The organism is Corynebacterium drakensteinense, assembly GCF_041224285.1.
Classification (GTDB): Bacteria; Actinomycetota; Actinomycetes; order Mycobacteriales; family Mycobacteriaceae; genus Corynebacterium.
Genome location: NZ_JAXOFP010000002.1, coordinates 154,042 through 176,060, shown reverse-complemented (window position 1 = coordinate 176,060; position 22,019 = coordinate 154,042). Strand labels below are relative to the sequence as shown.

Annotated in this window: 20 protein-coding genes; 15 read left to right on the top strand and 5 right to left on the bottom strand. The window is 57.1% G+C overall.

What is annotated here, in order from left to right:
- Positions 1–22: 22 nt before the first annotated feature.
- Entirely contained in the window at positions 23–844 is an 822-nt protein-coding gene (locus U1140_RS02220; RefSeq protein WP_369845822.1) for a YaaA family protein, read from the bottom strand.
- 42 nt (positions 845–886) lie between these two features.
- Here U1140_RS02220 and U1140_RS02215 point away from each other — a divergent pair, with 42 nt between their 5' ends.
- Positions 887–2,656 (top strand): proline--tRNA ligase, encoded by a 1,770-nt coding sequence (locus tag U1140_RS02215; protein WP_369845821.1) that lies wholly within the window; start codon positions 887–889, stop codon positions 2,654–2,656.
- Here the strand turns inward: U1140_RS02215 and U1140_RS02210 are convergent.
- Both U1140_RS02210 and U1140_RS02205 read right to left on the bottom strand, forming a co-directional pair.
- Positions 2,653–3,645 carry a PhzF family phenazine biosynthesis protein gene (locus tag U1140_RS02210; protein ID WP_369845820.1) on the bottom strand — a complete coding sequence of 331 codons (993 nt, stop codon included), beginning with the start codon at positions 3,643–3,645 and terminating at the stop codon, positions 2,653–2,655. The two genes, U1140_RS02215 and U1140_RS02210, sit on opposite strands and share 4 nt — an antisense overlap.
- A 9-nt stretch (positions 3,646–3,654) precedes the next feature.
- Positions 3,655–4,665, bottom strand: coding sequence for a hypothetical protein (locus U1140_RS02205; RefSeq protein WP_369845819.1), 1,011 nt, complete (start codon positions 4,663–4,665; stop codon positions 3,655–3,657).
- Here U1140_RS02205 and rimP point away from each other — a divergent pair.
- From rimP to U1140_RS02160, 9 genes are all read left to right on the top strand, one after another.
- Entirely contained in the window at positions 4,664–5,344 is a 681-nt protein-coding gene (rimP, locus tag U1140_RS02200) for a ribosome maturation factor RimP (RefSeq protein ID WP_369845818.1), read from the top strand. The two genes, U1140_RS02205 and rimP, sit on opposite strands and share 2 nt — an antisense overlap.
- Before the next feature lie 11 nt (positions 5,345–5,355).
- Positions 5,356–6,495, top strand: a complete 1,140-nt coding sequence (nusA, locus tag U1140_RS02195; protein ID WP_369845817.1) for a transcription termination factor NusA — start codon at positions 5,356–5,358, stop codon at positions 6,493–6,495.
- Between the two features lie 132 nt (positions 6,496–6,627).
- The gene (locus tag U1140_RS02190) at positions 6,628–6,936 is read left to right on the top strand and encodes a YlxR family protein (RefSeq protein ID WP_369845816.1); all 309 of its coding nucleotides are present in this window, start codon (positions 6,628–6,630) and stop codon (positions 6,934–6,936) included.
- 101 nt (positions 6,937–7,037) lie between these two features.
- Entirely contained in the window at positions 7,038–9,974 is a 2,937-nt protein-coding gene (gene infB / locus U1140_RS02185; protein ID WP_369845815.1) for a translation initiation factor IF-2, read from the top strand.
- Positions 9,975–10,106: 132 nt separating this feature from the next.
- Positions 10,107–10,538, top strand: coding sequence for a 30S ribosome-binding factor RbfA (gene rbfA, locus U1140_RS02180; RefSeq protein ID WP_369845814.1), 432 nt, complete (start codon positions 10,107–10,109; stop codon positions 10,536–10,538).
- Positions 10,538–11,503, top strand: a complete 966-nt coding sequence (locus U1140_RS02175) for a DHH family phosphoesterase (protein WP_369845813.1) — start codon at positions 10,538–10,540, stop codon at positions 11,501–11,503. The genes rbfA and U1140_RS02175 overlap by 1 nt, the downstream gene beginning before the upstream one ends.
- Before the next feature lie 61 nt (positions 11,504–11,564).
- Positions 11,565–12,890, top strand: a complete 1,326-nt coding sequence (locus U1140_RS02170; RefSeq protein ID WP_369845905.1) for an MATE family efflux transporter — start codon at positions 11,565–11,567, stop codon at positions 12,888–12,890.
- Positions 12,890–13,843, top strand: a complete 954-nt coding sequence (locus U1140_RS02165) for a metallophosphoesterase family protein (RefSeq protein WP_369845811.1) — start codon at positions 12,890–12,892, stop codon at positions 13,841–13,843. Before U1140_RS02170 ends, U1140_RS02165 begins: the two co-directional genes overlap by 1 nt.
- Positions 13,836–14,513: a 4'-phosphopantetheinyl transferase family protein gene (locus tag U1140_RS02160; RefSeq protein ID WP_369845809.1), complete on the top strand. Its 678-nt coding sequence runs from the start codon at positions 13,836–13,838 to the stop codon at positions 14,511–14,513. The genes U1140_RS02165 and U1140_RS02160 overlap by 8 nt, the downstream gene beginning before the upstream one ends.
- A gap of 97 nt (positions 14,514–14,610) precedes the next feature.
- Here the strand turns inward: U1140_RS02160 and truB are convergent, their stop codons facing one another.
- On the bottom strand, positions 14,611–15,582 hold the full coding sequence (truB, locus tag U1140_RS02155; RefSeq protein ID WP_369845807.1) for a tRNA pseudouridine(55) synthase TruB: 972 nt from the start codon (positions 15,580–15,582) through the stop codon (positions 14,611–14,613).
- Positions 15,583–15,612: 30 nt separating this feature from the next.
- Between truB and U1140_RS02150 the strand changes: the two genes are divergently transcribed.
- From U1140_RS02150 to U1140_RS02140, 3 genes are all read left to right on the top strand, one after another.
- Positions 15,613–16,662, top strand: a complete 1,050-nt coding sequence (locus U1140_RS02150) for a bifunctional riboflavin kinase/FAD synthetase (protein ID WP_369845805.1) — start codon at positions 15,613–15,615, stop codon at positions 16,660–16,662.
- 78 nt (positions 16,663–16,740) lie between these two features.
- The gene (gene rpsO / locus U1140_RS02145; RefSeq protein WP_369845803.1) at positions 16,741–17,010 is read left to right on the top strand and encodes a 30S ribosomal protein S15; all 270 of its coding nucleotides are present in this window, start codon (positions 16,741–16,743) and stop codon (positions 17,008–17,010) included.
- 158 nt (positions 17,011–17,168) lie between these two features.
- Complete coding sequence (locus U1140_RS02140) at positions 17,169–19,475, top strand: polyribonucleotide nucleotidyltransferase (RefSeq protein WP_369845801.1); 2,307 nt, start codon at positions 17,169–17,171, stop codon at positions 19,473–19,475.
- A 160-nt stretch (positions 19,476–19,635) separates the two neighbouring features.
- Here the strand turns inward: U1140_RS02140 and U1140_RS02135 are convergent, their stop codons facing one another.
- Complete coding sequence (locus tag U1140_RS02135; protein ID WP_369845799.1) at positions 19,636–20,343, bottom strand: AMIN-like domain-containing (lipo)protein; 708 nt, start codon at positions 20,341–20,343, stop codon at positions 19,636–19,638.
- Between the two features lie 113 nt (positions 20,344–20,456).
- Between U1140_RS02135 and dapB the strand changes: the two genes are divergently transcribed.
- Both dapB and thyX read left to right on the top strand, forming a co-directional pair.
- Positions 20,457–21,206 carry a 4-hydroxy-tetrahydrodipicolinate reductase gene (dapB, locus tag U1140_RS02130; RefSeq protein ID WP_369845797.1) on the top strand — a complete coding sequence of 250 codons (750 nt, stop codon included), beginning with the start codon at positions 20,457–20,459 and terminating at the stop codon, positions 21,204–21,206.
- Positions 21,207–21,209: 3 nt separating this feature from the next.
- Entirely contained in the window at positions 21,210–21,965 is a 756-nt protein-coding gene (thyX, locus tag U1140_RS02125) for an FAD-dependent thymidylate synthase (RefSeq protein WP_369845796.1), read from the top strand.
- The last annotated feature ends 54 nt before the right edge of the window (positions 21,966–22,019 follow it).

Here is a 22,019-nt window from a genome sequence, read left to right as displayed (position 1 = left end):
GTCGTTGAACAAACCGTGGAGTTTAAGAAACCACCAGGGTGAGTTCGCGGCATTTTTGCTTGTCGACGGGGCCCTCGACCGTCATTCCTGCTGCACGCGCGATAGCAGCGACTTCTTCGGCTGTCTCTGGACGCGCGCCTTGGGCAGCGGCCAGGGATAACTCGCGAGCGAGTTCTCCTTTGTAATGTTTGTTGAAGTGCGAGACCACCTTGCGCGTACCGTCGTCGTGGATAGTTTCCACACGCACGGTCACCGCGGGTACGCGCCCTAACTGTTGGTACGTTCCAGACCGCAGATCGACGATCAGTTCGTTGGTTTCTTTGAGCGCCTGAGTGATGGCAGATCCCCACCGTTTTTTCATTGTCGGGGCACTGGTTGCAGCATTTGTCGCATGCGCTGCATCGCGCGCATTGGCCTCGGTGCCGGCGCCAGCATCACCTCGTACGGGAAGCTTCGTGCCGCCGGAAAGTCGGTAGTACGGGATAGGATCTCGTGCACCAACGACGCCGAACAGTGCAGAACCAACCGCTAGTGAATCCAATGCGGCAGCGGGCAAATTATGTGCATCGAGGGCGTCGTAAAGAACCCCGGTATAGCGGAAAATCGCGGGCATCGTGGCAGCAGTAGCTAGGTCTTGATTGGCCTCGAGCTCTGGGCGTAATTTTTCGGAGACCCCGAGCACGGCGAAGGCGTGTTCTATCGGTAACGCGGCCAAGTCGCGAGCGATCTCGCGGCGCACCTCGTGCAAATGGGGAAATGACAATTCGCTAAGACTGTCCCAGTTTAACGGGGCACCATCGCCGCCGAAGGCCTTAGTTTCGGAAGGGGGAAGAACGATCAGCATGCCCCCATACTAAGCAGTATGAACAGAATGTAAGCTAGTCCCATGATCACACGTATGTCCACACTGTTTTTGCGCACGTTGCGCGAAGACCCTGCAGATGCCGAGGTTATTTCCCACAAGCTGCTTGTGCGTGCCGGCTATATTCGGCGCGTTGCACCAGGAATTTATACCTGGCTGCCACTGGGGCTGAAAGCATTACGCAGGCTGGAAGGTATCGTGCGTGAAGAAATGGATGCGATTGGGGGGCAAGAGCTGCTGTTTCCCGCGCTGCTACCGCGTGAGCCCTATGAGGCCACCGACCGCTGGCAGGAGTACGGGGACAACCTGTTCCGCCTGAAAGATCGGAAAAATGCCGACTTGTTGCTGGGGCCAACCCACGAAGAGATGTTTGCCACTGCGGTGAAAGACATGTTCGGGTCGTACAAGGACTTTCCGGTCACTTTGTACCAGATTCAGACGAAATACCGCGATGAAGAACGCCCACGCGCGGGCATTTTGCGTGGCCGGGAATTCTTGATGAAGGATTCTTATTCTTTCGACCTCACCGATGATGGCCTCGAAGCGGCTTACCAGCGTCATCGTGATGCCTATCGTCGCATTTTCGATCGAGTCGGGATTGACTATGCCATCTGTCAGGCCACCTCGGGTGCGATGGGAGGTTCGGCATCCGAAGAATTCCTGGCGATTTCCCCGAACGGCGAAGATACCTTCGTTAGTGCCGGTGATTACACCGCCAACGTGGAAGCCGTGACCACCAAACCGGGTGAGGAAACCGACCCGAACCAACGCCCCGACGCCGAAGAATTTGAGACGCCGCAGGCAGCTACCATCGACGCTTTGGTGCAGTGGGCGCAAAGCGAAGGGGTAGAAATCGACGGCCATGCTGTCAGCGCTGCCGATACCTTGAAAACTCTCCTGGTACGCATCCAGCAACCTGCCGCGGACAAACCCGAGCTGGTTGGCGTGCTCATCCCCGGCGACCGTGACGTGGATATGAAGCGCCTGGAAGCTGCACTGGAACCAGCTACGGTGTCGTTGGCCGAACCCAAAGATTTCGCAGAGCATGACTTGGTGCGCGGTTACGTGGGGCCTCGCGGGCTGGCAGAAGCCGGGATTCGCACTCTCGCGGATCCACGCGTGGTACGCGGAACCACCTGGATCGCCGGCGCCGATAAGAAAAACCACCACGTTGTCGGCCTGGTTGCTGGACGTGATTTTGCAGTCACCGAAACCATCGAAGCTGCCGAGGTCAAAGACGGCGATATCGCGCCGAACGGCGAGGTCCTTAGCATCCAGCGTGGCATCGAGCTCGGGCATATTTTCCAGCTGGGCAGGAAATACACCGAAGCGTTTAACGTCAACATTCTCGACGAAAATGGCAAGCAGGTCGTGCCGACGATGGGGTCATACGGTATCGGTGTTTCCCGCATGCTGGCGGTACTGGCCGAGCAAAATCATGACGATAAAGGTTTGTGCTGGCCAACTTCCGCTGCTCCGTACCAGGTGCACGTTGCAGTCGCAGCCAAGGGCGAAGAAGCGCAGCAAGCCGGTGACCGCCTAGCTAGCAGCCTGTCGGATCACGGCATCGATGTGCTTTACGACGACCGCGCTAAAGTAAGCCCGGGCGTGCGCTTTAAGGACGCAGAACTGCTGGGCATGCCGTTGATCGCGGTGGTCGGTCGTGCTTATGCGGATGGCAAAATGGAATTGCGCATTCGCGGCGGTGAAACCGTGGAGGTAGCGGAAGAAGAAATCGTCGCCAAGATTATTCAACTGCTTGGCAACGACCGGCCGGTGCAGCCGACTGTCTAAATCTCGATGCTGCCGCGAATGATGCGTGCTACCTTGCCGCCGACCCAAATTTCGGAATCGATGTTTATATCAATTTCACCGTTGAAACCGATGCGGGATCCTTGTTTTGCCCGGTAGCGTTTCGGTACGGCATTCTTTGCGTGCAGGAATTGTGCGATAGCAGCATTGGCTGATCCCGTTACCGGGTCCTCATGGGAGCCTTGCACCGCGCGTACCTCGAGGATCACTTCGCCTTCTGCAGCATGACCTGCATCAGCGACGAATTCTTCATCGGTGGCACCCACGAGTGGTTCTACGTTTTTGTGGGTGACTGCCTCTTCGAACCCGAAAATCGCCATGTTCACGTGGCCGTGGGTGCGGGCTTTGATGCGACGCACAGCGTCAGCATTTTTCAGTTGGATCAGCGCCCAGCCGGGACCATTATCGCCCCAGGCATGATCGATGATGTCGTAATGCGAAATGCCAAGGGCACGCACGATCGTGCCGATGGTGTTATCGTCCAACGGCCCGGTGCGCTGCAATTCTGGAGCGGCGAAATATAGTTTGCCGTCGTCTTCCTTCACAGTGACAGTGCCTGCTTGGCATTGCTGAATAAATTCTGTTTTTCCAGCAGTTTTTTGGCCGCCATCCTGATCGGCTTGGTCGCTTTTATCTTGGTTGCTTTTATCTTGGTTGCTTTTATCTTGGTTGCTTTTATCTTTGCGAGCTGTTTGTTCGTGAAATTCACGCCACGCAAAAGCAGCACCCAACGTGGGGTGCCCGGCAAAACTAAGCTCGCGGTCTGGGGTAAAAATGCGGACCTTGTAATCGGCGGTCGTGCCCTCGTCTGGGGCGCACAAAAATGCAGTTTCGGAAAGCCCAGTCCACCGGGCAATATTTTGCATCTGCTCATCACTGAGCTCATCGGCGTCGTTGATTACCGCCAACGGGTTTCCGGTAAAAGACCCGGTGCTGAAGACATCGAGCTGAAGAAAGTCATGGGTAGTCATGCCGCCAGTCTAACCAACAACGGGGTTAGCCACGGCGGCAAATAACACGGCTAGCTTTCGCCACCCAGCGTCTTTGGCATCCAGTGCCTGGTGTTTCCACTGCTGCGAAGTCTGCTGCAGCGCATTGTCGACGAACGCAACAGCGTTGTCATCATCGAGTTCTTCCAGATGATCGGGTGCCAGCTCGCCGGCGTGATACGCAAGCGCACGCTGCGGCATGTCGATGCCAAGTTCTCGCAAGGTGGCCAGGCGTGCATCCGAATTTGCGGCTGCATCGTCGGTGGAAACAGCCGCATCGCCATCGAGGAACGCGCGCGCAGCCTCCAAACCATAACCCAATCGGTATTCCCAATCCGCCATCTCTGACCAAGAATCTGGCGCAGTGGAATCCTCGGCCAGCAGCTCATCTCGCACCGCGGTGATGGCGTGCTCGTGGTCCGGAATCTGCAGGGCCAGCATGACTGCTTGTTCAATCAAAAGTGCGCGCGACTGCTCCGGGGCCTGCGGTACCGAATCCAGTAGCTGATCTAATGACTGTTCCGCGGAATCGGCGATCTCATGGTTGCCGTCGTATCCGCTGCGTTCTGTTCGATCAACCTCACAAGTCTCCGGTGCTGTTCCGTCTGGATAGTGCCCGCACACCCGCGCGATTTCGTCGAAAAGCACACCAGCTTGCTGGGCACGCAGTTCGGACAGGGCCGGGTTGGTTTCGGCAAACGCTGCGGCCTCATCTTCTGCGCTAAACGCCAACTCAACGAGTGCTGTTTCTGGCTCAGGCCCGAAAAACTGGGTAATACCCGAAAGGGAGTTGTCCAGGGAGAACTCGCAACCAGTGAGCATGAGACTGGTCGCGGCCAGGCTCGCAGTGATGCCGGCGCGCCTGCGGCCACCACGCGCCGCAACACTTCGAGGACGGGTGCCTGTTGCGGCTGTTGCGGGCCTGCGGGATGACAGTCGGGCGAAAACTCGCATGGGGTTCACAGCGAATAGGATACCGTCGACGGTTAGGCTGGTGTGCATGGCATTCCCGTCAACGACTCAATTGCAGCAAGCACTCGCTCCGATCGCACAAGCGGCCCAACTAGATATTGAACACATCAAAGTTACGCGCGCCGGTAAGAAATCACAGGTAGGCATCTACCTCGATGGTGACCAGCGCCCTGATTCTGATCTGCTAGAAAGCCTCGCACAACACATTGGTGAAGAGCTAGACGCGCGCGAAGACGCCGGAGAGATGAGCTTTGGCCCGGGCTATACCCTGGAAGTTTCTACCCCGGGCTTGGACATGCCATTGACCCAGCCGCGCCACTGGCGGCGTAATCGTCACCGTTTGGTGGCTATCCAACAGCAGGGCCAAGGTCAGGGAACCCCGGAAGTGTGGCGCATCGGAGCGCTTGCCGACGATGACTCTGCGGTAATTCTGGTGCCGACGAAACAATCGGGAGTGGGGCCTGCGGGTTCTGGTGCTAAGAAATCCGGGGGAAAGGCGAGCGCGAATAAACGACGCGATCCGGTTGCCTTAGAATTGGCGTCTTCGGTGTATGCGGTGGTAGAAATTGAATTCTCGCAGCCGCCGCGTGCTGAACTCGCGCTTACAGAACAGCCCTTTGCATCAGTGGAGATAGCAGAGACCTTGGCGCCAGCCACGCGTGCCGACGAGAAAAGCACTGACAGTACGGATACGACGAGCACAGACTAGGACGACCACAAGTGAATATCGATCTCAACGCACTTCGCAGTATTGAAACCGAAAAAGGCATTCCTTTTGAGGAACTGCTGGAAACGATTGCCCGTGCACTGCTGGGGGCCTACCGTGAGCACCGCGGTTTGGAAGAGGATTTGTCGGGTGCAGGTAAAGCGAACCGCGCGCGAGCAGCAGCCACTGGCGAAGCTGGCCCGACTGACCGCGCACGCATTGATATCGATACCGACACCGGCACAGCAACGGTGATCGTGCAAGAATTCGATTCCGCTGGGGAATTGGAATCAGAATATGATGACACCCCGATCAACTTTGCACGTATCGGTGCTCCGGCCGTGCGCAACGCCATCGTGCACAAACTGCGTGAGGCAGAAGCAGGGCGCACATTCGAGACTTATTCCGAAACTGAAGGACGCGTGGTCTCTGGAATCGTGCAGGCCGATGCACGGGCGAATGCGCGCGGTATCGTCGTCGTCGAGTTGGGAACCGAAATTGAAGCGCAAGACGGTATTTTATTGCCAGCCGAGCAGGTTCCGGGCGAAAAATTGCAGCACGGCGACCGCGTGAAAGCCTACGTCGTTGGCGTTAACCGGCAGAACACCAACGTGCAGGTCAACCTCTCGCGCACTCACCCGGAACTGGTGCGTGGCCTATTCGAGCTTGAGGTACCCGAGGTTGCTGATGGCAGCGTGGAGATCCTCTCGATTGCCCGCGAGGCTGGACACCGTACCAAGATTGCCGTGCGCGCGAACGCGAAAGGTCTCAACCCGAAAGGTGCGTGCATCGGGCCCCGGGGGGAGCGTGTCAACAACGTCATGCATGCACTAGGTGGCGAGAAGATTGACATCATCGGCTATTCGGACAATCCTGCCGTGTTCGTCGGCAATGCGCTGGCGCCGTCGAAAGTGGTGAAATCAGAAGTCCTCGACGAACACGAGCAAAAAGCCCGCGTCGTGGTGCCGGACTACCAGCTCTCGCTTGCCATCGGTAAAGAAGGGCAAAATGCCCGTTTGGCGGCGCGACTAACAGGCTGGAAGATCGATATCCATTCGGATACCGAAAAGCTCGAACCACTCGAGCAGGTGCGCAAACGTGTGCAGGCAGAAGCAGCCGATGCAGGTGAGCAGGCCGACGAGGCTGCGGAATAAACTGACGAATACTAGGGCCGTGCCATTCGGCAAGTTTTGCCAAGTTCACCTTTCGCCAGTTTTCTATTAGACTGGACTATTGCGTGCAGAACGATTGCAGGCGAGCAAGGACAACGTCACTGAAGGGATGCGATGGCACGAGGTGTGAACCCGGTTCGGACCTGCATTGCAACCCGTGAACGTCGCCAAGATGCTCACCTGCTTCGCCTGGTGATTGACCCCAATGATCACCACCGAGTAATCGCGGATCCGCACCGTAGCCTGCCCGGCCGCGGAGCGTGGATCACGCCGAACCTGTCTGCACTCGATCAGGCGCTGCAGCGCCGCGCTTTCGCGCGTGCGTTCAAAACGTCCAGGAAACTGGATGCTGGTCATGTACGTAGGTACCTGGAAGCCCGCGCCGCTTCACCGACTAGAGAATGTAAGGAAGACCGACACTGATGAGCACTCAACCATGAAGTTGCATCAGCGATGAAAGTCACTAGCAATCACTAGAGGTCACAAGGGTTACTTGGGCCTCTAGTAAACAACAGAGGAGTCAAGTGCCCGGAAAACTACGCGTGCACGAGCTGGCAAAACAGCTCGGCATTACCAGTAAGGAACTACTTGCGACGCTGAAAGAAAAAGGCGAATTCGTCAAAACAGCGTCGTCGACAATTGAGCCACCAGTAGTGAAAAAGATGCGTGCGCACTACGAGCAAGACGCGTCTAACGATGCCAACGCGGGCGGAGCTGCTAATACAGCAGCCGCAGCAAAAACTGGTGCCCAAAAATCTTCAGCGCCAGCAAAACCTGGTGCGCAAGCGCAAGCATCTGCTGGCGCGCCGAAGCCAGGAGCCGCACCGCGCGGACAAGCGAAACCAGGACAGCCGAAACCCGGCACACCGAAGCCTGGGCAAGAACGTGTTGCCAAGCCTGGCAATAACCAAGCAGCTGCAGCTCAGCGTGGGCAGTCTGCGCAATCTAGCCGCGGTCCAGCTGGTGCCGGAGCAGAAAAGAGCCGGGGAGAGCGCCCAAGCACAAGCGCGCCGAAACCGGCAGCAGCAAAGCCAAGCGCGGCAAAACCTGGACAGCCAAAACCAGGGCAACCGAAGCCAGGACAAGCAAAACCTGGGCAAGCAAAATCTGGTGCTCCGAAACCTGCTGCACCGTCGCCAGGCAACGCAATGCCACGCCCAATGCCGAAACCCGGCGGACGCCCAAAGATGGCCAACAACCCGTTTTCCTCTGGTGCAGGAGACGACCGTGCGAAGCCAGCGCCACGTCCCGGCGGTTCCAAGGGACCAAAACCAGGGCAGCCAAAACAAGGCCAAGGCAAGCCGTCTCGCGATGGCGGCTCGAAACCACGCGATAACCGTTCGGGTTCTACAAACGAACGCAGCGGTGGCAGCCGTCGTCCAACCCCAGCGATGATGCCTGCGAGCCCGACGCCTGCAGCGATGCCGAACAAGCAAGCTGGCAGCGGACGTGGACGCGGCAAATCCAGCGGCCCGGGCGCTCCAGGTCGTGGAGGACCTCCAGGCGGTTTCCGCGGTGGTCGCGGCGGACGTCGTGGCGGTACCGCAGGTGCTTTCGGACGCCCAGGTGGGCCACCACGTCGTGGTAAGAAGTCCAAACGGCAGAAGAAAGCTGAGTACGAGGAGCTGCACGCACCAAACGTTGTCGGTGGCGTGCGCTTGCCAGACGGCAAGGGCAAGACCATTCGCCTCCGTCGTGGTGCTTCGGTTTCTGATTTCGCAGACAAGATCAATGCTGATCCAGCCGCATTGGTACAGGCGCTGTTCAACATGGGCGAAATGGTCACTGCGACCGCGACCGTGTCCGAAGAGACCTTGCAGTTGCTGGCAGCCGAGATCAACTACGAACTCGAAGTCGTCTCGCCAGAAGACGAAGACCGCGAGCTGCTCGAATCGTTCGACCTGCAGTTTGGTGAGGATGAAGGCGATGAGGACGACCTCGCGAAGCGCCCTCCAGTCATCACCGTGATGGGTCACGTTGACCACGGTAAGACTCGCCTGCTGGACACTATTCGTAAGACCAACGAAGGTGAAGGCGAAGCCGGCGGAATTACCCAGGGCATCGGCGCATACCAGACTGAGGTTATTGCAGAAGGCCAGCCACGTACGCTGACCTTCCTGGATACCCCAGGTCACGAAGCCTTCACGCAGATGCGTGCTCGTGGTGCTAAAGCTACCGACCTCGCCATCCTCGTTGTCGCCGCTGATGACGGCGTGATGCCACAGACCGTCGAGGCGATTAACCACGCGAAAGCAGCCGATATCCCGGTCGTTGTAGCGGTGAACAAGATCGATAAGCCAGAAGCGCAACCGGATAAGATCCGTGGTCAGCTGACTGAGTACGGGTTGATTCCAGAAGAGTACGGCGGCGACACCATGTTCATCGATATCTCTGCGCGCCAGGGAACCAACATCGATGATTTGCTGGAAGCAGTCGTGTTGACTGCCGACGCGTCGCTGGAGCTGACAGCCAACCCAGAAATGAACGCGCAAGGATTGGCCATCGAGGCTAACCTGGACCGTGGTCGTGGACCGGTGGCTACCGTCATCGTTCAACGTGGTACCTTGCACGTCGGCGACTCGATCGTCGTCGGCGATGCGCATGGTCGTGTGCGCCGCATGGTCGACGAATTCGGTAATGACGTTGATGAGGCTGGCCCATCGCGCCCAGTTCAGGTGCAGGGTCTCAACGGTGTGCCTGGTGCTGGTGACTCATTGCTGGTTGTCGAAGATGACCGCGTTGCCCGCCAGATTGCTGCGCAGCGTGATGCCCGCCGTCGTTCTGCGCTGCAGGCGAAGACGAAGAAGCGCGTTTCCCTGGAAGATCTGGACAAGGTGTTGCAGGAGACCAGCACGCTCAACCTGATCCTGAAGGGCGACAATGCCGGTTCCGTCGAAGCGCTGGAAGATGCCTTGCTGCAGATCGAGATCGACGACGAGGTCGAGCTGAACATCATCGACCGTGGCGTCGGTGCAGTCACACAGACCAACGTTTCGCTGGCTGCTGCCTCGGATGCCGTTATCGTGGCCTTCAACGTCCGCGCGGAAGGCAAAGCTACCGAAGCTGCCAACCAAGAAGGCGTTGACGTGCGCTACTACACGGTCATCTACCGTGCGATCGAAGAGATCGAGCAAGCTCTCAAGGGCATGCTCAAGCCGATCTACGAAGAGCGTGATACCGGTGAAGCCGAGATCCGCGCACTGTTCAAGTCTTCTGCTGTCGGCCTTATCGCAGGTTGTATGGTCAACGAAGGCTCGGTCAAGCGCAATGCCAAGGCCCGCATTTTGCGCGATGGCAACGTCATCGCTCCGAATGCGACGATCGAATCTTTGCGTCACGAAAAAGACGATATGAACGAGATCAAGGCCGGTTACGAATGCGGTATGACGCTGTCGTACCCAGACATTGCCGTTGGCGACATCATCCAGGCATACGAAGAGGTCGAGGTTCCACGCGATTAATTCCCGCGTGCTAACCCCTGGTTGTTGTACTAGTTGAGAACACCCACCCGCCGTGTCCACAGAGACACCGGGTGGGTGTTTTCGTCTGCGCTAAAATAGCGGCAGAAACAAGAAACGAAAGGTGAACAAATCATGGCTGATAATGCACGTACGGGACGGATCGCGAAGCGAATCCAGGAGATCGTCGCCAATGCGCTCGAGCACCACATTAAGGACCGCCGCTTGGAACTCATCACCGTCACTGATACGCGTGTAACCGGAGATTTACACAACGCGACGGTGTATTACACGGTGCGCGGCCGCGATATCAACGAAGAACCAGACCTCGAACAGGCGGCGGAGGCACTCCAGCGCCACCGTGGCCAACTGCGCAAACTCGTAGGCGACGCCTTGTCGGTGCGATTTACCCCAACCCTCGAGTTTGCTTATGACGAAGTGCCGCAAGCTTCTGCGCACATGGAAGGGTTGTTGGCGAAAGCCCGAGCGCGCGATGAAGAACTCGCTCGATTGCGAGAGCAAGCACGCCCGGCAGGTGAGGTTGACCCATACAAGGACTCAGAGTAATGACGTATTCTCAGGTCGCTAGCGCGATTAAGCAGGCTCGCCAGGTCAACATTCTGGCGCACATCAATCCTGATGCCGATGCAATCGGCTCTGCTTGCGCGCTTGCCCTGGGGTTACAACAACTTGGTATTGGCTCGCGGATTTTCGTCGGCCAAGACAGAGAAATTCCGGACAACTTGCTGTCCATTCCGCACGCTGAGCATGTTGAGCTTGTTGACGGCACGCGAGAACTTCCACCGGCGGATGTGATGATCAGCGTTGACTGCGGCTCACTCTCGCGCACGGGAGCGGCCGCAGCAAGCTATCAGGCATTTGCCGGACCTTGTATCAATATCGATCACCATGACACCAACCCGGGCTATGGTGATCTCAATCTGGTGGATCCCACCCGGGAATCGACCACTGTGGTGCTGTATGAGCTTTTCGGGCACTTAGGCATACACCTGGATAAAGAAATTGCTCATGGGCTGTATGCCGGATTGATGACTGACACCGGTAGTTTTCGCTGGGGTAGCGCGGCTATGCACACGCTTGCCGCAGAACTCATGGATTTTGGCCTCGACCCAAAACAAATTGCGGTGGATCTCATTGACCTTTCGGCCCCGCAAGATCTGCAGATGACCGGCGAGGTGCTGTCGGATCTGCAAATCAGATCAGCGGGAACGGTAACCATGGCGATCTTGCAGGTCCCGCACCGCATCGTTGCTTCGCACAGCCAATCAGCGATAGAAAAGCTGGTAGATTTTGTGCGTTCACTCGATGGAACCAACCTCGGGGTGGTTTACAAAGAGATGGCGCCTGAGTATTGGAATGTTTCGCTGCGATCTCGGGCAATCGACTGTTCGGCGGTTGCGATGCATTTGGGTGGCGGCGGCCATGTGCCAGCCGCCGGTTATTCGACGCGCGGCTCGAACGCCCAGGTGATCGACGAACTGCTGGGTGTTATTGAACGGGAAGGCTATTGATGCACGCCGCTGAACTGGAGAGTTACAGATAAACGTGAAAAGCAACGACGAAACCGCGACTGTGACGGAAAATCGTGAGGCAGACGCACCTGCGACGGGTTCTACGGAGGTTACCGCCCGGACTATTTTTGGTCTAGCGCTGCCCGCACTCGGTGTGCTGGCAGCAATGCCGCTGTATTTGCTATTGGATACCGCGGTCGTCGGCAGACTGGGAAGTTTTGAGCTCGCTGCTCTGGGGGCGGGTGCGACGGTGCAGTCCATGTTGACCACTCAGCTGACTTTCCTGTCCTACGGTACGACGGCGCGTGCGTCGCGGTTGTTCGGGCAAGGTAAGAAAGCATTGGCGATCGCCGAAGGCGTGCAAGCGACCTGGGTCGCATTGGTGGTTGGCGGATTGCTGGCCGCTATCCTGTGGATTTTTGGTGACACGATTGCCCGCTGGCTGACAGGTGATGCCGAGGTAGCGGGTGCGACGGCGAGCTGGTTGCACGTCTCGGCACTCGCGATTCCTCTGACGCTGGTCATCATGGCCGGGAATGGCTGGATGCGTGGGATCCAAAATACGCGGTGGCCGTTTTATTTCACCCTGGCCGGTATTATTCCGGGTGCGATAGCCTTGCCTTTTTTGGTTTCTGCCTTTGGTCTGGTTGGTTCTGCGTGGGCAAATGTGCTGGGCATGGGGCTGACCGCACTGTGTTTTGTGGTGTGTTTGCTACGGGCACATGATGGTGGTTGGGCACCGCGTGCACGTGTCATTGTCCAGCAGCTCGTGTTGGGGCGCGACTTAATTCTGCGTTCGTTGGCCTTTCAGGTGGCGTTTTTATCCGCTGCCGGAGTTGCCGCGCGGTTTGGCACGCATGCACTTGCTGCCCACCAGATCATGCTCCAACTCTGGAACTTCTTAACGCTCGTGTTGGATTCTCTGGCGATCGCAGCGCAAGCGCTCATCGGTGCGGCACTCGGCGGAAAAACAGTGGCGAAGGCACGCCGGGCAGGCCTGAAAATTACCTGGTATTCTACGATTTTCGCGCTCGGTCTGGCTGTTGTTTTCGCAATCTTCGCCAGCTGGATTCCCCGCTTGTTCACCGATGATGTTGGCGTGCTGGAGACCATCGCTACTCCGTGGTGGTTATTGATCATCATGATCGTGCTTGGTGGCGTCTTATTCGCTTTCGACGGTGTGTTGCTGGGGGCTGGCGATGTCGCATTTTTGCGCACTATCACGATCGCGTCGGTGCTACTAGGGTTCTTACCCGGTGTGTGGATTGCGTACCTGGTCGATGGTGGATTGACCGGTATTTGGTGCGGATTGTTGGCATTTATTGCTTTACGCACTCTCGCCGTGGTCTATCGCTTCCAGTCGATGAAATGGGCGGTGACAGACTGATGCTGGAACACACGAAGAAAGCAGAGCAAGCCAAGAAAACACCGTCGACTGATTCGACGGCCCCGTACGCTGATTCCGCGGAGCCGACCTATCCGCAAACATTGTGGGCGGTCGCAGATTTGCACGCCGCCGTGCGTGCGAACCGTCAACGTGTCGCCGAGATAGTTCCACGAAATCCCGATGACTGGCTGCTAGTGGCTGGTGACGTCGCCGAGCGCACCGAGTTGATCGCCACGATACTCAGTGAGCTGCGCAGCCGATTCGCTCAAGTTATTTGGGTGCCTGGCAATCATGAGTTGTTTTGTCGTTCAGCCGACACTCACGTGGGCCGTGCAAAATACGACCAACTTGTACAGATGTGCCGCGAAATTGACGTGCTTACCCCGGAAGATAGCTTTCCGGTTTTCGGCGATACCACGATCGTGCCCTTGTTCACTCTCTACGATTACAGCTTTCGCCCCGCGGGCATGAGCGTGGAAGCGGCTTTGGATGCTGCGGCACAGAAAAACGTGATGATGACCGACGAAATCGCCATCGCGCCATTCACCGATATTCGTGCCTGGTGCTGGGATCGTTTGACGTATTCAATCACTCGGTTATCTCGTGTTACCGGTCCGACGGTTCTGGTTAATCACTGGCCTTTGGTGCAAGAACCTACCTTGCGCATGGCTCTGCCAGAGATCGCGTTGTGGTGCGGGACTCGGCATACTCGCCATTGGCCGCGGCGTTATAACGCGAAAGCAGTGGTCTATGGTCATCTGCACATACCGAGTGAATTTGAGCTCGACGGGGTCGTCCATTACGAAGCTTCGCTGGGTTATCCACGGGAATGGACGCGTCGTGATGAGCGGCGGGCGTGGCCGTGCCCAATCTTAGAGCTTGTCGACGACGGCACTGGCGGAGTGGTGGCACAGCGGGTAGCCGGAGTTGGGGCAGGGGATACCGATGAGTAAGCATGATTTGCTCTTGCCGGAATCTGCCCGCATGGTTTCGGTACGCAGCACTGATGATGGCGACCTGGTGAATTTCCAGAGTCTACATCCTTTGGAGCAGACAGTGGTTTCGCATTCGGTGCAAAAGCGGAAAGCGGAATTTGGAGACGCGCGCTGGTGTGCGCACCAAGCGCTGGCGCAACTGGGATATTCCGGTACCCAGCCGATTTTGCGCGGTAACCGGGGGATGCCGTTATGGCCGGATGGTTTTTGTGGCTCACTGTCGCATACCTCGGGGATGCGCGCGGCTGCTGTGGCGCCGACCGAACGAGTGCGCAGCCTCGGAATTGATATTGAGCCAGCAGAAAAACTTCCCGTCGATATCGTGGAACTGATTTTGCGGAATTCGGAAAAGCCGCAAATCGCACGACTCCGGGCCGCCGGTATTCCGTATGCGGATCGTATTATTTTCTGTGCGAAAGAGGCCGTGTACAAAACGTGGTTTCCCGTCACGCAGCGTTGGCTGGGGTTTGAACAAGCCGAAATCGATGTGCGAGAAGATGGGACGTTCATCGCGTATCTGCTGGTGCGGCCGACACCGGTGCCGTTCATCAGCGGGCGCTGGATGGTCGATGATGGCTTTGTCATCACAGCGGCAGCGATTGTGGGCGCAGAGTCTGGGTGGCGCTGACCGCGACAGGCATAATCGCGCCTTGTGTGCTGTGCGAGGCGCACTGCCGAGACATGCTGCCCCCGCCGCCCTGCCGCACCGAATTCTGGTTGCTGCGCTAGAGCGTGCTGGGACGGGCAACGAAGACGGTCTTGATCTCTGTGCCTTTATCATTTTCTTTGACCAGTGCGATGGCTCGACCGTCGGGAGCGATCGCCGCATGCACTCCGTTTAAACCACAGGCGGGCAATCGTTTGCCCATGCTCAAATCTTGGGCTTGCTGCTCGCTGACTTTCCACGACGGGTAACTGCGGATCAGCGCCTCATCGAGGCTGAGGCTGAGCCGTGGTTGTGCAGCAAGCTCGTCAAGGCTGGCGGCGTCGGCAAGCGTATACGGGCCGACCTGTGTGCGGCGCAGGGCGGTCAAATGGCCACCAACGCCGAGATCTGTACCGATGTCACGAGCGAGGCTGCGGATATAAGTTCCGGACGAACACGACACGGTGCATTCGATGTCGATGAAATGCCCGTCGCCATTGCCACGCTGAATTGCATGAATATCGAAACGATGGATCGTGACACTTCGGGCGGGGATGACAATATCTTCACCGTCGCGTACCCGTTGGTGCGCGCGCTTGCCTGCAATTTTGATTGCTGAAACTTTCGCCGGAACCTGCTCCACGGTTCCAGTCCAAGCTGCACACGCTGCGCCGATCCGCTCGTCGGAAACCTCGGCCAGCCGCTGCATAATGTCGTCATCGGTGTTGCCCGGGAAAGTTTCTGCGACGGGCAGGAATTCACCTTCGGCGTCGTCGGTGGTGGTGGCCGCACCGAGACGAATGGTGGCCTGATAAGTCTTGGTTGCCGCCACCATGTGCGCGAGAAATTTCGTACCGCGCTCAATACCGGCAACGAGTACACCGGTTGCCATCGGATCGAGCGTTCCCGCGTGGCCGACCTTTTTCGTGCGGAAAATGCGGCGAAGCTTGCCGACGACATCGTGAGAGGTCATGCCCGCAGGCTTGTCGACGACGACCACACCGGAACCTGACAGGGGGTCGGGCTGCGAAAAATTCGAAGCAGAATTCATAGCAGTCAGTCTATGCCTTAAGCTGGCAGGGTGAATATTTGGCACGGCATGGATGAAATCCCGGCAGATGTGGGTTCCACGGTAGTTACCATTGGGGTATTCGACGGTGTACACCGCGGGCACCAAGAATTGATTTCTGCGGCGGTCGAACGCGCACGTTCCACCGGCCAAGAATCGGTGTTGGTTACTTTTGACCCGCATCCGGTCAGCGTGTTTTTGCCGGAGCGTGCGCCGCTGGCTCTAGCGACGTTTGACCAGCGCATGGCGGTCGTCGACAAGATGGGAATTGACCACGTGATGGTGATTGATTTCACTGTCGAGATGGCTGGTTGGTCGCCGCAAGAATACGTGGACCGCTTGCTGGTCGGGAAGCTGCATGCCTCCCACGTGATTATTGGAGAAAATTTCACTTTCGGCAAGGACGCTGTTGGCACACCCGCGGTCATGGAGCAACTGTGTCAACCGCATGGCATTTCGGTTAATGTGATCACGCTGCTGCATGATCGGCATGTAGACGACGACACGCTGATTTGTTCCACGGCGGTGCGCAAATTTCTCGCTGCTGGCGACGTTGGTTCGGCGCGATGGGCTTTGGGCCGCCCGTTCAGCGTGTACGGCCCGATCGTGCGCGGTGCTGGTAGGGGAGGCAAGGAACTCGGTTTTCCGACAGCCAACCAATATTTCCCAGAAAATCTAGCGTTGCCAGCTGATGGTGTCTACGCCGGATGGCTCGTGGTCGAAGGGGCGAATTCGCCGGTAGATGGAAACATCACGCCGGGGGTTGCTTATGCTGCAGCGATTTCGGTCGGAACGAATCCGACCTTTGGTGATGACGAACGCAGTGTGGAATCGTTCGTGTTAGACCGCGAAGCAGACTTGTATGGTTTTAGCGCAACGGTGCATTTCGTGGAGCGTATACGCGCAATGGAAAAATACGACAGCCTGGATGAGTTATTGGCGGCGATCTCCCGGGATGTGGATGAAGTGCGAAAGGTGCTTCGCCAAGATTTGGACGCCAGCAGCGGGGATGCCACCGTCGCTGCCGAGTATTATTTGCAAGACAGTCCAAGCAAGGACTAGGCTGAGTTGTTGGTTTGCGACTATGGTCCACAATGGTTGCAAATGAATTTTCGTGTGGACTGAAATAAGGAGATAAGCATGGCTCTTTCTACGGAAAAGAAGCAAGAGATTCTGAAGGAATACGGCGTTCACGAGACTGACACCGGTTCCCCTGAGGCCCAGGTTGCGCTGCTGACTTACCGCATTACCAACCTGACCGAGCACTTGAAGGACCACAAGCACGATCACCACTCCCGTCGTGGTCTGTTGCTGCTGGTTGGTCGTCGTCGTGGTCTGCTGAAGTACCTGCAGTCCAAGGACGTCAACCGTTACCGTGACTTGATTTCTCGCTTGGGTCTGCGTCGCTAAGTCGCTAAGCAGCCGTTTGCATAGCTGAGTCTTCTACCACCTTGCCTTGATTTTCTAGGCAGGGTGGTTTTTGCGTGCTAAGCTAACGGTGGGTATGACACTGACGGCTACGATGATCGTCAGAATGAATGAGCTCGCTAAAGAGCTAAGGAGTTTGTATGAGCAGCAATAAAGCTGTGCAAAAATTTATTGATGAAGAAGTCGGGGTCAATGGCGTAGAAGCCACAATCGACAACGGTGATTTTGGCACCCGCACCATTCGTTTTGAAACCGGCCAATTGGCGCGGCAGGCTGACGGTTCCGTCACCACCTATTTGGACGAAGACACGATGATTCTGTCAACGACGACGGCATCATCGAAGCCAAAAGAAGGCCTCAACTTCTTCCCACTGACCGTGGATGTCGAAGAGCGTATGTATGCCGCCGGCCGCATTCCGGGAAGCTTTTTTCGCCGTGAAGGCCGCCCGTCGACCGAAGCCATTTTGGCCTGCCGTTTGATTGACCGCCCGCTGCGCCCGACCTTCGTCAAAGGGCTGCGCAACGAGGTACAAAACGTCAACACGGTGCTGTCGATGGCACCGGGCGAATACTATGACGTGCTCGCGATCAACGGCGCTTCGGCAGCCACGCAGATTTCTGGTTTGCCAGTTTCTGGTGCAGTTGGCGCCGTTCGAGTGGCTTTGCTTGCCGATGATGAGCACCCTGAAGGCGCCTGGGTAGCGTTCCCGAACCACCAACAGCACCAAGAGGCGCTGTTCGAGATGGTGGTTGCTGGCCGGATCGTCGAAAAGAAGGATGGCGACAAGAAGAAAGGGCGACGCAACTCGAAGGGTGCGAAGTCTGGCGCAAGCGATGTCGCGATCATGATGGTGGAAGCTGGCGCTGGAGTCAACGTGGCTGACCGCGTTGCCCAGGGTGCACCGGCACCGACGGAAAGTACCGTCGCCGAAGGCTTGGAGGCTGCCAAGCCATTCATTTCGCTGCTGTGCGAAGCGCAGGTTGAGCTCGCCAAGCTTGCGGCGAAAGAAACCGCGGAGTTCCCGTTGTTCGTGGAGTATTCCGATGTCGTTTATGACGAGGTTGGGAAAAAAGCACGCAAGAAGCTGCATAAACTGTTGTCCATTGGTGAAAAGCAGGCTCGCGATGAGGCCATCAATGACTACATCAGCGAGTGGGACGAAGACCTCGCAGACACCATTGAAGATAAGTACGACATTGACGATGACGATGCTCTGCTGGAAATCCGTGCCGCATATAGCGCGCTGCAAAAGGAAATCGTCCGCGAAAAGATCCTTCGTGATGGCTACCGCGTCGACGGACGCCGGACGACGGATATCCGTGATTTGGAAGTCGAAGTTGAGTTAATTCCGCGTGCACACGGTTCGGCTTTGTTCGAGCGCGGCGAAACCCAGATCTTGGGTGTCACCACCTTGAACATGTTGGAAATGGTGCAGCGCGTCGATTCGCTCACCCCAGGCGAATCCAAGCGGTACATGCACCACTACAACTTCCCGCCGTTTTCCACGGGCGAAACTGGTCGCGTGGGCTCACCGAAGCGCCGCGAAATCGGCCACGGTGCACTGGCGGAACGTGCAGTAGTTCCGGTTATTCCGTCCCGCGAAGAGTTCCCTTATGCCATCCGCCAGGTCTCCGAAGCACTGGGATCCAACGGCTCGACGTCCATGGGCTCGGTCTGCGCATCGACGTTGTCGCTGTACAACGCTGGTGTGCCACTGAAAGCTCCGGTAGCCGGCATCGCCATGGGCTTGGTCTCGGGTGAGGTTGACGGCGAAGATCGTTTCGTGACCTTGACCGATATCTTGGGCGTCGAAGATGCCTTCGGTGATATGGACTTTAAAGTCGCCGGTACCCCGGACTTCATCACCGCGCTGCAGTTGGATACCAAATTAGACGGTATTCCATCTGATGTTTTGGCGCAGGCACTGGAACAAGCCCGCGAAGCTCGTTTGACCATCCTGGACACGATGGCTGAGGTCATCGATTCCCCAGATGAGATGGCAGAGACCGCTCCGCGTGTGATCACCGTGAGCATTCCACCGTCAAAGATTGGCGAGTTGATCGGCCCGAAGGGTAAGACTATCAACGCCATTCACGACGAGACAGGCGCAGAAATCTCGATTGAAGATGACGGCACCGTCTATGTCTCAGCTGCTACTGGTGAAGAAGCGGACGCCGCCGTCGAAAAGATTAACGCGATTGCAAACCCGCAACTGCCGAAGGTCGGTGAGCGTTTCTTGGGAACTGTCGTCAAGACCGTTGCTTTTGGTGCCTTCATCTCGTTGATGCCAGGCCGCGATGGTTTGATGCACATTTCGAAGATCGGCGGCAGCCGTCGCATCGAGAAGGTCGAAGACGAAATCAACGTTGGCGATAAGGTGCAGGTTGAAATCGCTGATATCGACGACCGCGGTAAGATCTCGTTGGTTCCGGTCCAAGAAGACTAGCGTGGTAGACGGCGCGGTGTGAGCCGTCCGTGCCAGACCAACGCACCAGAGTGTCTTAATAACGACGAAAGCAGCACCCCGGCTATACGACGGCCGGGGTGCTGCTTTTTGCGTCTGCTCTAATGACAGGACTGCAGCGCATTAACGCAGAAGTGCCGAGTTATTTCTGAATGTCCACCACGACGCGGGTGGGATTTTCTAGACGTGTTATCGAATATGGACGTGGCTTGTCCAGACCGATGACGAACACGGACTGTGCCTCAAAAGCGCCCGCAACCTTGACTTCAGTGACAACACCGGCACCCGGGAATCGAGCATCCAAGTCGATCCATTTTGCTTGTTTTGCTGGGTCGATTGGGGCAGGGGTGCCCTCGATCGCGACGGACAGAGCAGTACCACCGGCAAACTCCACTGGGAACCCAGAACCCGGTTGCGCGGGTGAATCAGTGTAGCGGGTGAACCAACCTGGCTTTCCGGTGCCCTCAAATTCAAAAACGACGCGGTCAAAACCTGCATGGGTGCCGACCCGCACGTCCGTAGGGCTTAAGTCTCCGTAATCATCCGGAATGTCCTGCCGGTCTTCCAATGATGGGGTGCCCATCATTCCAGGTCCCTCTGGTTGGGCAGAAGATTGCCCTCGTGCTGCGGTCGTGCGAGAAGTCTCTGACGGTTTGTCTTCCGCTTCCGTTGTCGAGGCAGACTCGGAGGATTCTGACGGTTGCGGCGAAGTCGAGGTCACCGTGCTGGTCGGCCGTTGTGCGGAATCTGCGGAATCGTCCGCATCGTTGGCAGTGGTGCAGGCGGCAAGCACTAATCCCACGGTGGTGACGGCAGCAGCCAGACTGAGGAATTTCCGAGGTGTGTTCATGCTTTTAGTTTATCGTGTCTATCGGCTGCAATCGCCGAAAACGGCGGAAACTGTCGATACAATTAGGTAACAAGAAAGAAAATCGAGACAACCTACCCGTGAGGGGAATATTTATGAGCATTAAAGTTGGAGTACTCGGCGCCCACGGACGCGTCGGCAGCGCAATCGTGGAAGCACTGGCTGAAGCAGACGACCTGGAACTGGTGACAGCGTTGGATCGAGACGATAGCCTCGATGCATTAGTGGACAACGGCGCTGAAGTCGTTGTTGATTTCACCCAGCCGGGCGTAGTCATGGGTAATTTGCAGTACTGCCTGGCGCGGGGAATTCACTGCGTGGTGGGTACCACCGGTTTTGATCAACAACGGCTCGAAGAAGTAGAGCAGTGGGCGCAAGCCGACGGTGCCGGCCACGTCCTGATCGCACCGAATTTTGCGATTTCTGCGATCCTCACGATGCATTTTGCACGCCAAGCCGCAGAATATTTCGAAACCGCTGAGGTCGTGGAATATCACCACCCAACGAAACTCGATGCACCATCGGGTACCGCGATTCACACCGCGGAGGGCATTGCTCAGGCTCGTCGACAAGCAAATATGCCAACCATGCCGGATGCCACCAACCAGGCTTTGGATGGCGCTCGCGGTGCAAACGTGGATGGCGTGCCCGTACACGCGGTGCGTACCCGTGGAATGGTGGCGCACGAAGAAGTTATTTTTGGTGCGCAAGGTCAATCATTGACGATTCGCCAAGACTCGTATGATCGCACCTCGTTCGTGCCGGGTGTATTCGTTGGAGTGCGTAAAATACAGGAAAACCCTGGCCTTACGGTCGGCTTGGACAAGTTCTTAGGGTTGCACTAATCCATGGCTACAGCCACGAACTTGCGTGTCCATCTGCTCGCAGCGACGCAGTTTTTCCCACCGCAGGATCCTGATATCGGTTGGCAGGCCGACAACACTGCCACCGACGCGGAATCACTCGTGGAGTTCGCGGGCAGGGCATGCTACGAAACTTTTGATAAACCAAACCCGCATACTGCGGCGAACGATGCTTATCTGCACCACATCATGGAGGTCGGGCATACCGCGTTGCTGGAGCATGCCACCGCGACGCTGTATATCCGCGGGATTTCGCGGTCGGTGAGTCATGAACTCGTGCGCCACCGCCATTTCTCCTTCAGCCAGCTCTCGCAACGCTTCGTACACTCTGGTGATGCACAATTCGTGATGCCAGATGCTGCGGCGGGCGATGAAGAACTTTCGCGCCTGGTAGAGCAAGCAATCGATGATTCTCGCTTTGTATATAACGAATTGTTGGCGGCCTTAGAAGACCGGCTTGCCGACGAGCCCAATGCCTTGCTGCGGAAAAAACAAGCCCGCCAGGCAGCGCGAGCAGTACTGCCGAACGCAACGGAATCGCGCATCGTTGTCACTGGCAATTATCGGGCGTGGCGGCATTTCATCGGTGCGCGAGCGAGTGAACATGCGGATGTGGAAATGCGTCGGCTAGCTGTGGAATGTTTGCGGCTGTTGTATAAGCAAGCGCCAGCGCTGTTTGCTGACTTTCACATCAGCACGCTGTCCGACGGCACCGAAATGGCCGCGAGCCCGTACGCCTGAGTTTGCTTATTGTGCTGCAACGTTGCGCGGGGTGGTGTTCAACGTTGCAGCGCC

Coding starts and splice junctions, on each gene's coding strand:
- U1140_RS02220 (WP_369845822.1), bottom strand. CDS start 844: ATGCTGATCGTTCTTCCCCCTTCCGAAACTAAGGCCTTCGGCGGCGAT.
- U1140_RS02215 (WP_369845821.1), top strand. CDS start 887: ATGATCACACGTATGTCCACACTGTTTTTGCGCACGTTGCGCGAAGAC.
- U1140_RS02210 (WP_369845820.1), bottom strand. CDS start 3,645: ATGACTACCCATGACTTTCTTCAGCTCGATGTCTTCAGCACCGGGTCT.
- rimP (WP_369845818.1), top strand. CDS start 4,664: ATGGCATTCCCGTCAACGACTCAATTGCAGCAAGCACTCGCTCCGATC.
- U1140_RS02205 (WP_369845819.1), bottom strand. CDS start 4,665: ATGCACACCAGCCTAACCGTCGACGGTATCCTATTCGCTGTGAACCCC.
- U1140_RS02190 (WP_369845816.1), top strand. CDS start 6,628: ATGGCACGAGGTGTGAACCCGGTTCGGACCTGCATTGCAACCCGTGAA.
- rbfA (WP_369845814.1), top strand. CDS start 10,107: ATGGCTGATAATGCACGTACGGGACGGATCGCGAAGCGAATCCAGGAG.
- U1140_RS02175 (WP_369845813.1), top strand. CDS start 10,538: ATGACGTATTCTCAGGTCGCTAGCGCGATTAAGCAGGCTCGCCAGGTC.
- U1140_RS02165 (WP_369845811.1), top strand. CDS start 12,890: ATGCTGGAACACACGAAGAAAGCAGAGCAAGCCAAGAAAACACCGTCG.
- U1140_RS02160 (WP_369845809.1), top strand. CDS start 13,836: ATGAGTAAGCATGATTTGCTCTTGCCGGAATCTGCCCGCATGGTTTCG.
- truB (WP_369845807.1), bottom strand. CDS start 15,582: ATGAATTCTGCTTCGAATTTTTCGCAGCCCGACCCCCTGTCAGGTTCC.
- rpsO (WP_369845803.1), top strand. CDS start 16,741: ATGGCTCTTTCTACGGAAAAGAAGCAAGAGATTCTGAAGGAATACGGC.
- U1140_RS02140 (WP_369845801.1), top strand. CDS start 17,169: ATGAGCAGCAATAAAGCTGTGCAAAAATTTATTGATGAAGAAGTCGGG.
- U1140_RS02135 (WP_369845799.1), bottom strand. CDS start 20,343: ATGAACACACCTCGGAAATTCCTCAGTCTGGCTGCTGCCGTCACCACC.
- dapB (WP_369845797.1), top strand. CDS start 20,457: ATGAGCATTAAAGTTGGAGTACTCGGCGCCCACGGACGCGTCGGCAGC.
- thyX (WP_369845796.1), top strand. CDS start 21,210: ATGGCTACAGCCACGAACTTGCGTGTCCATCTGCTCGCAGCGACGCAG.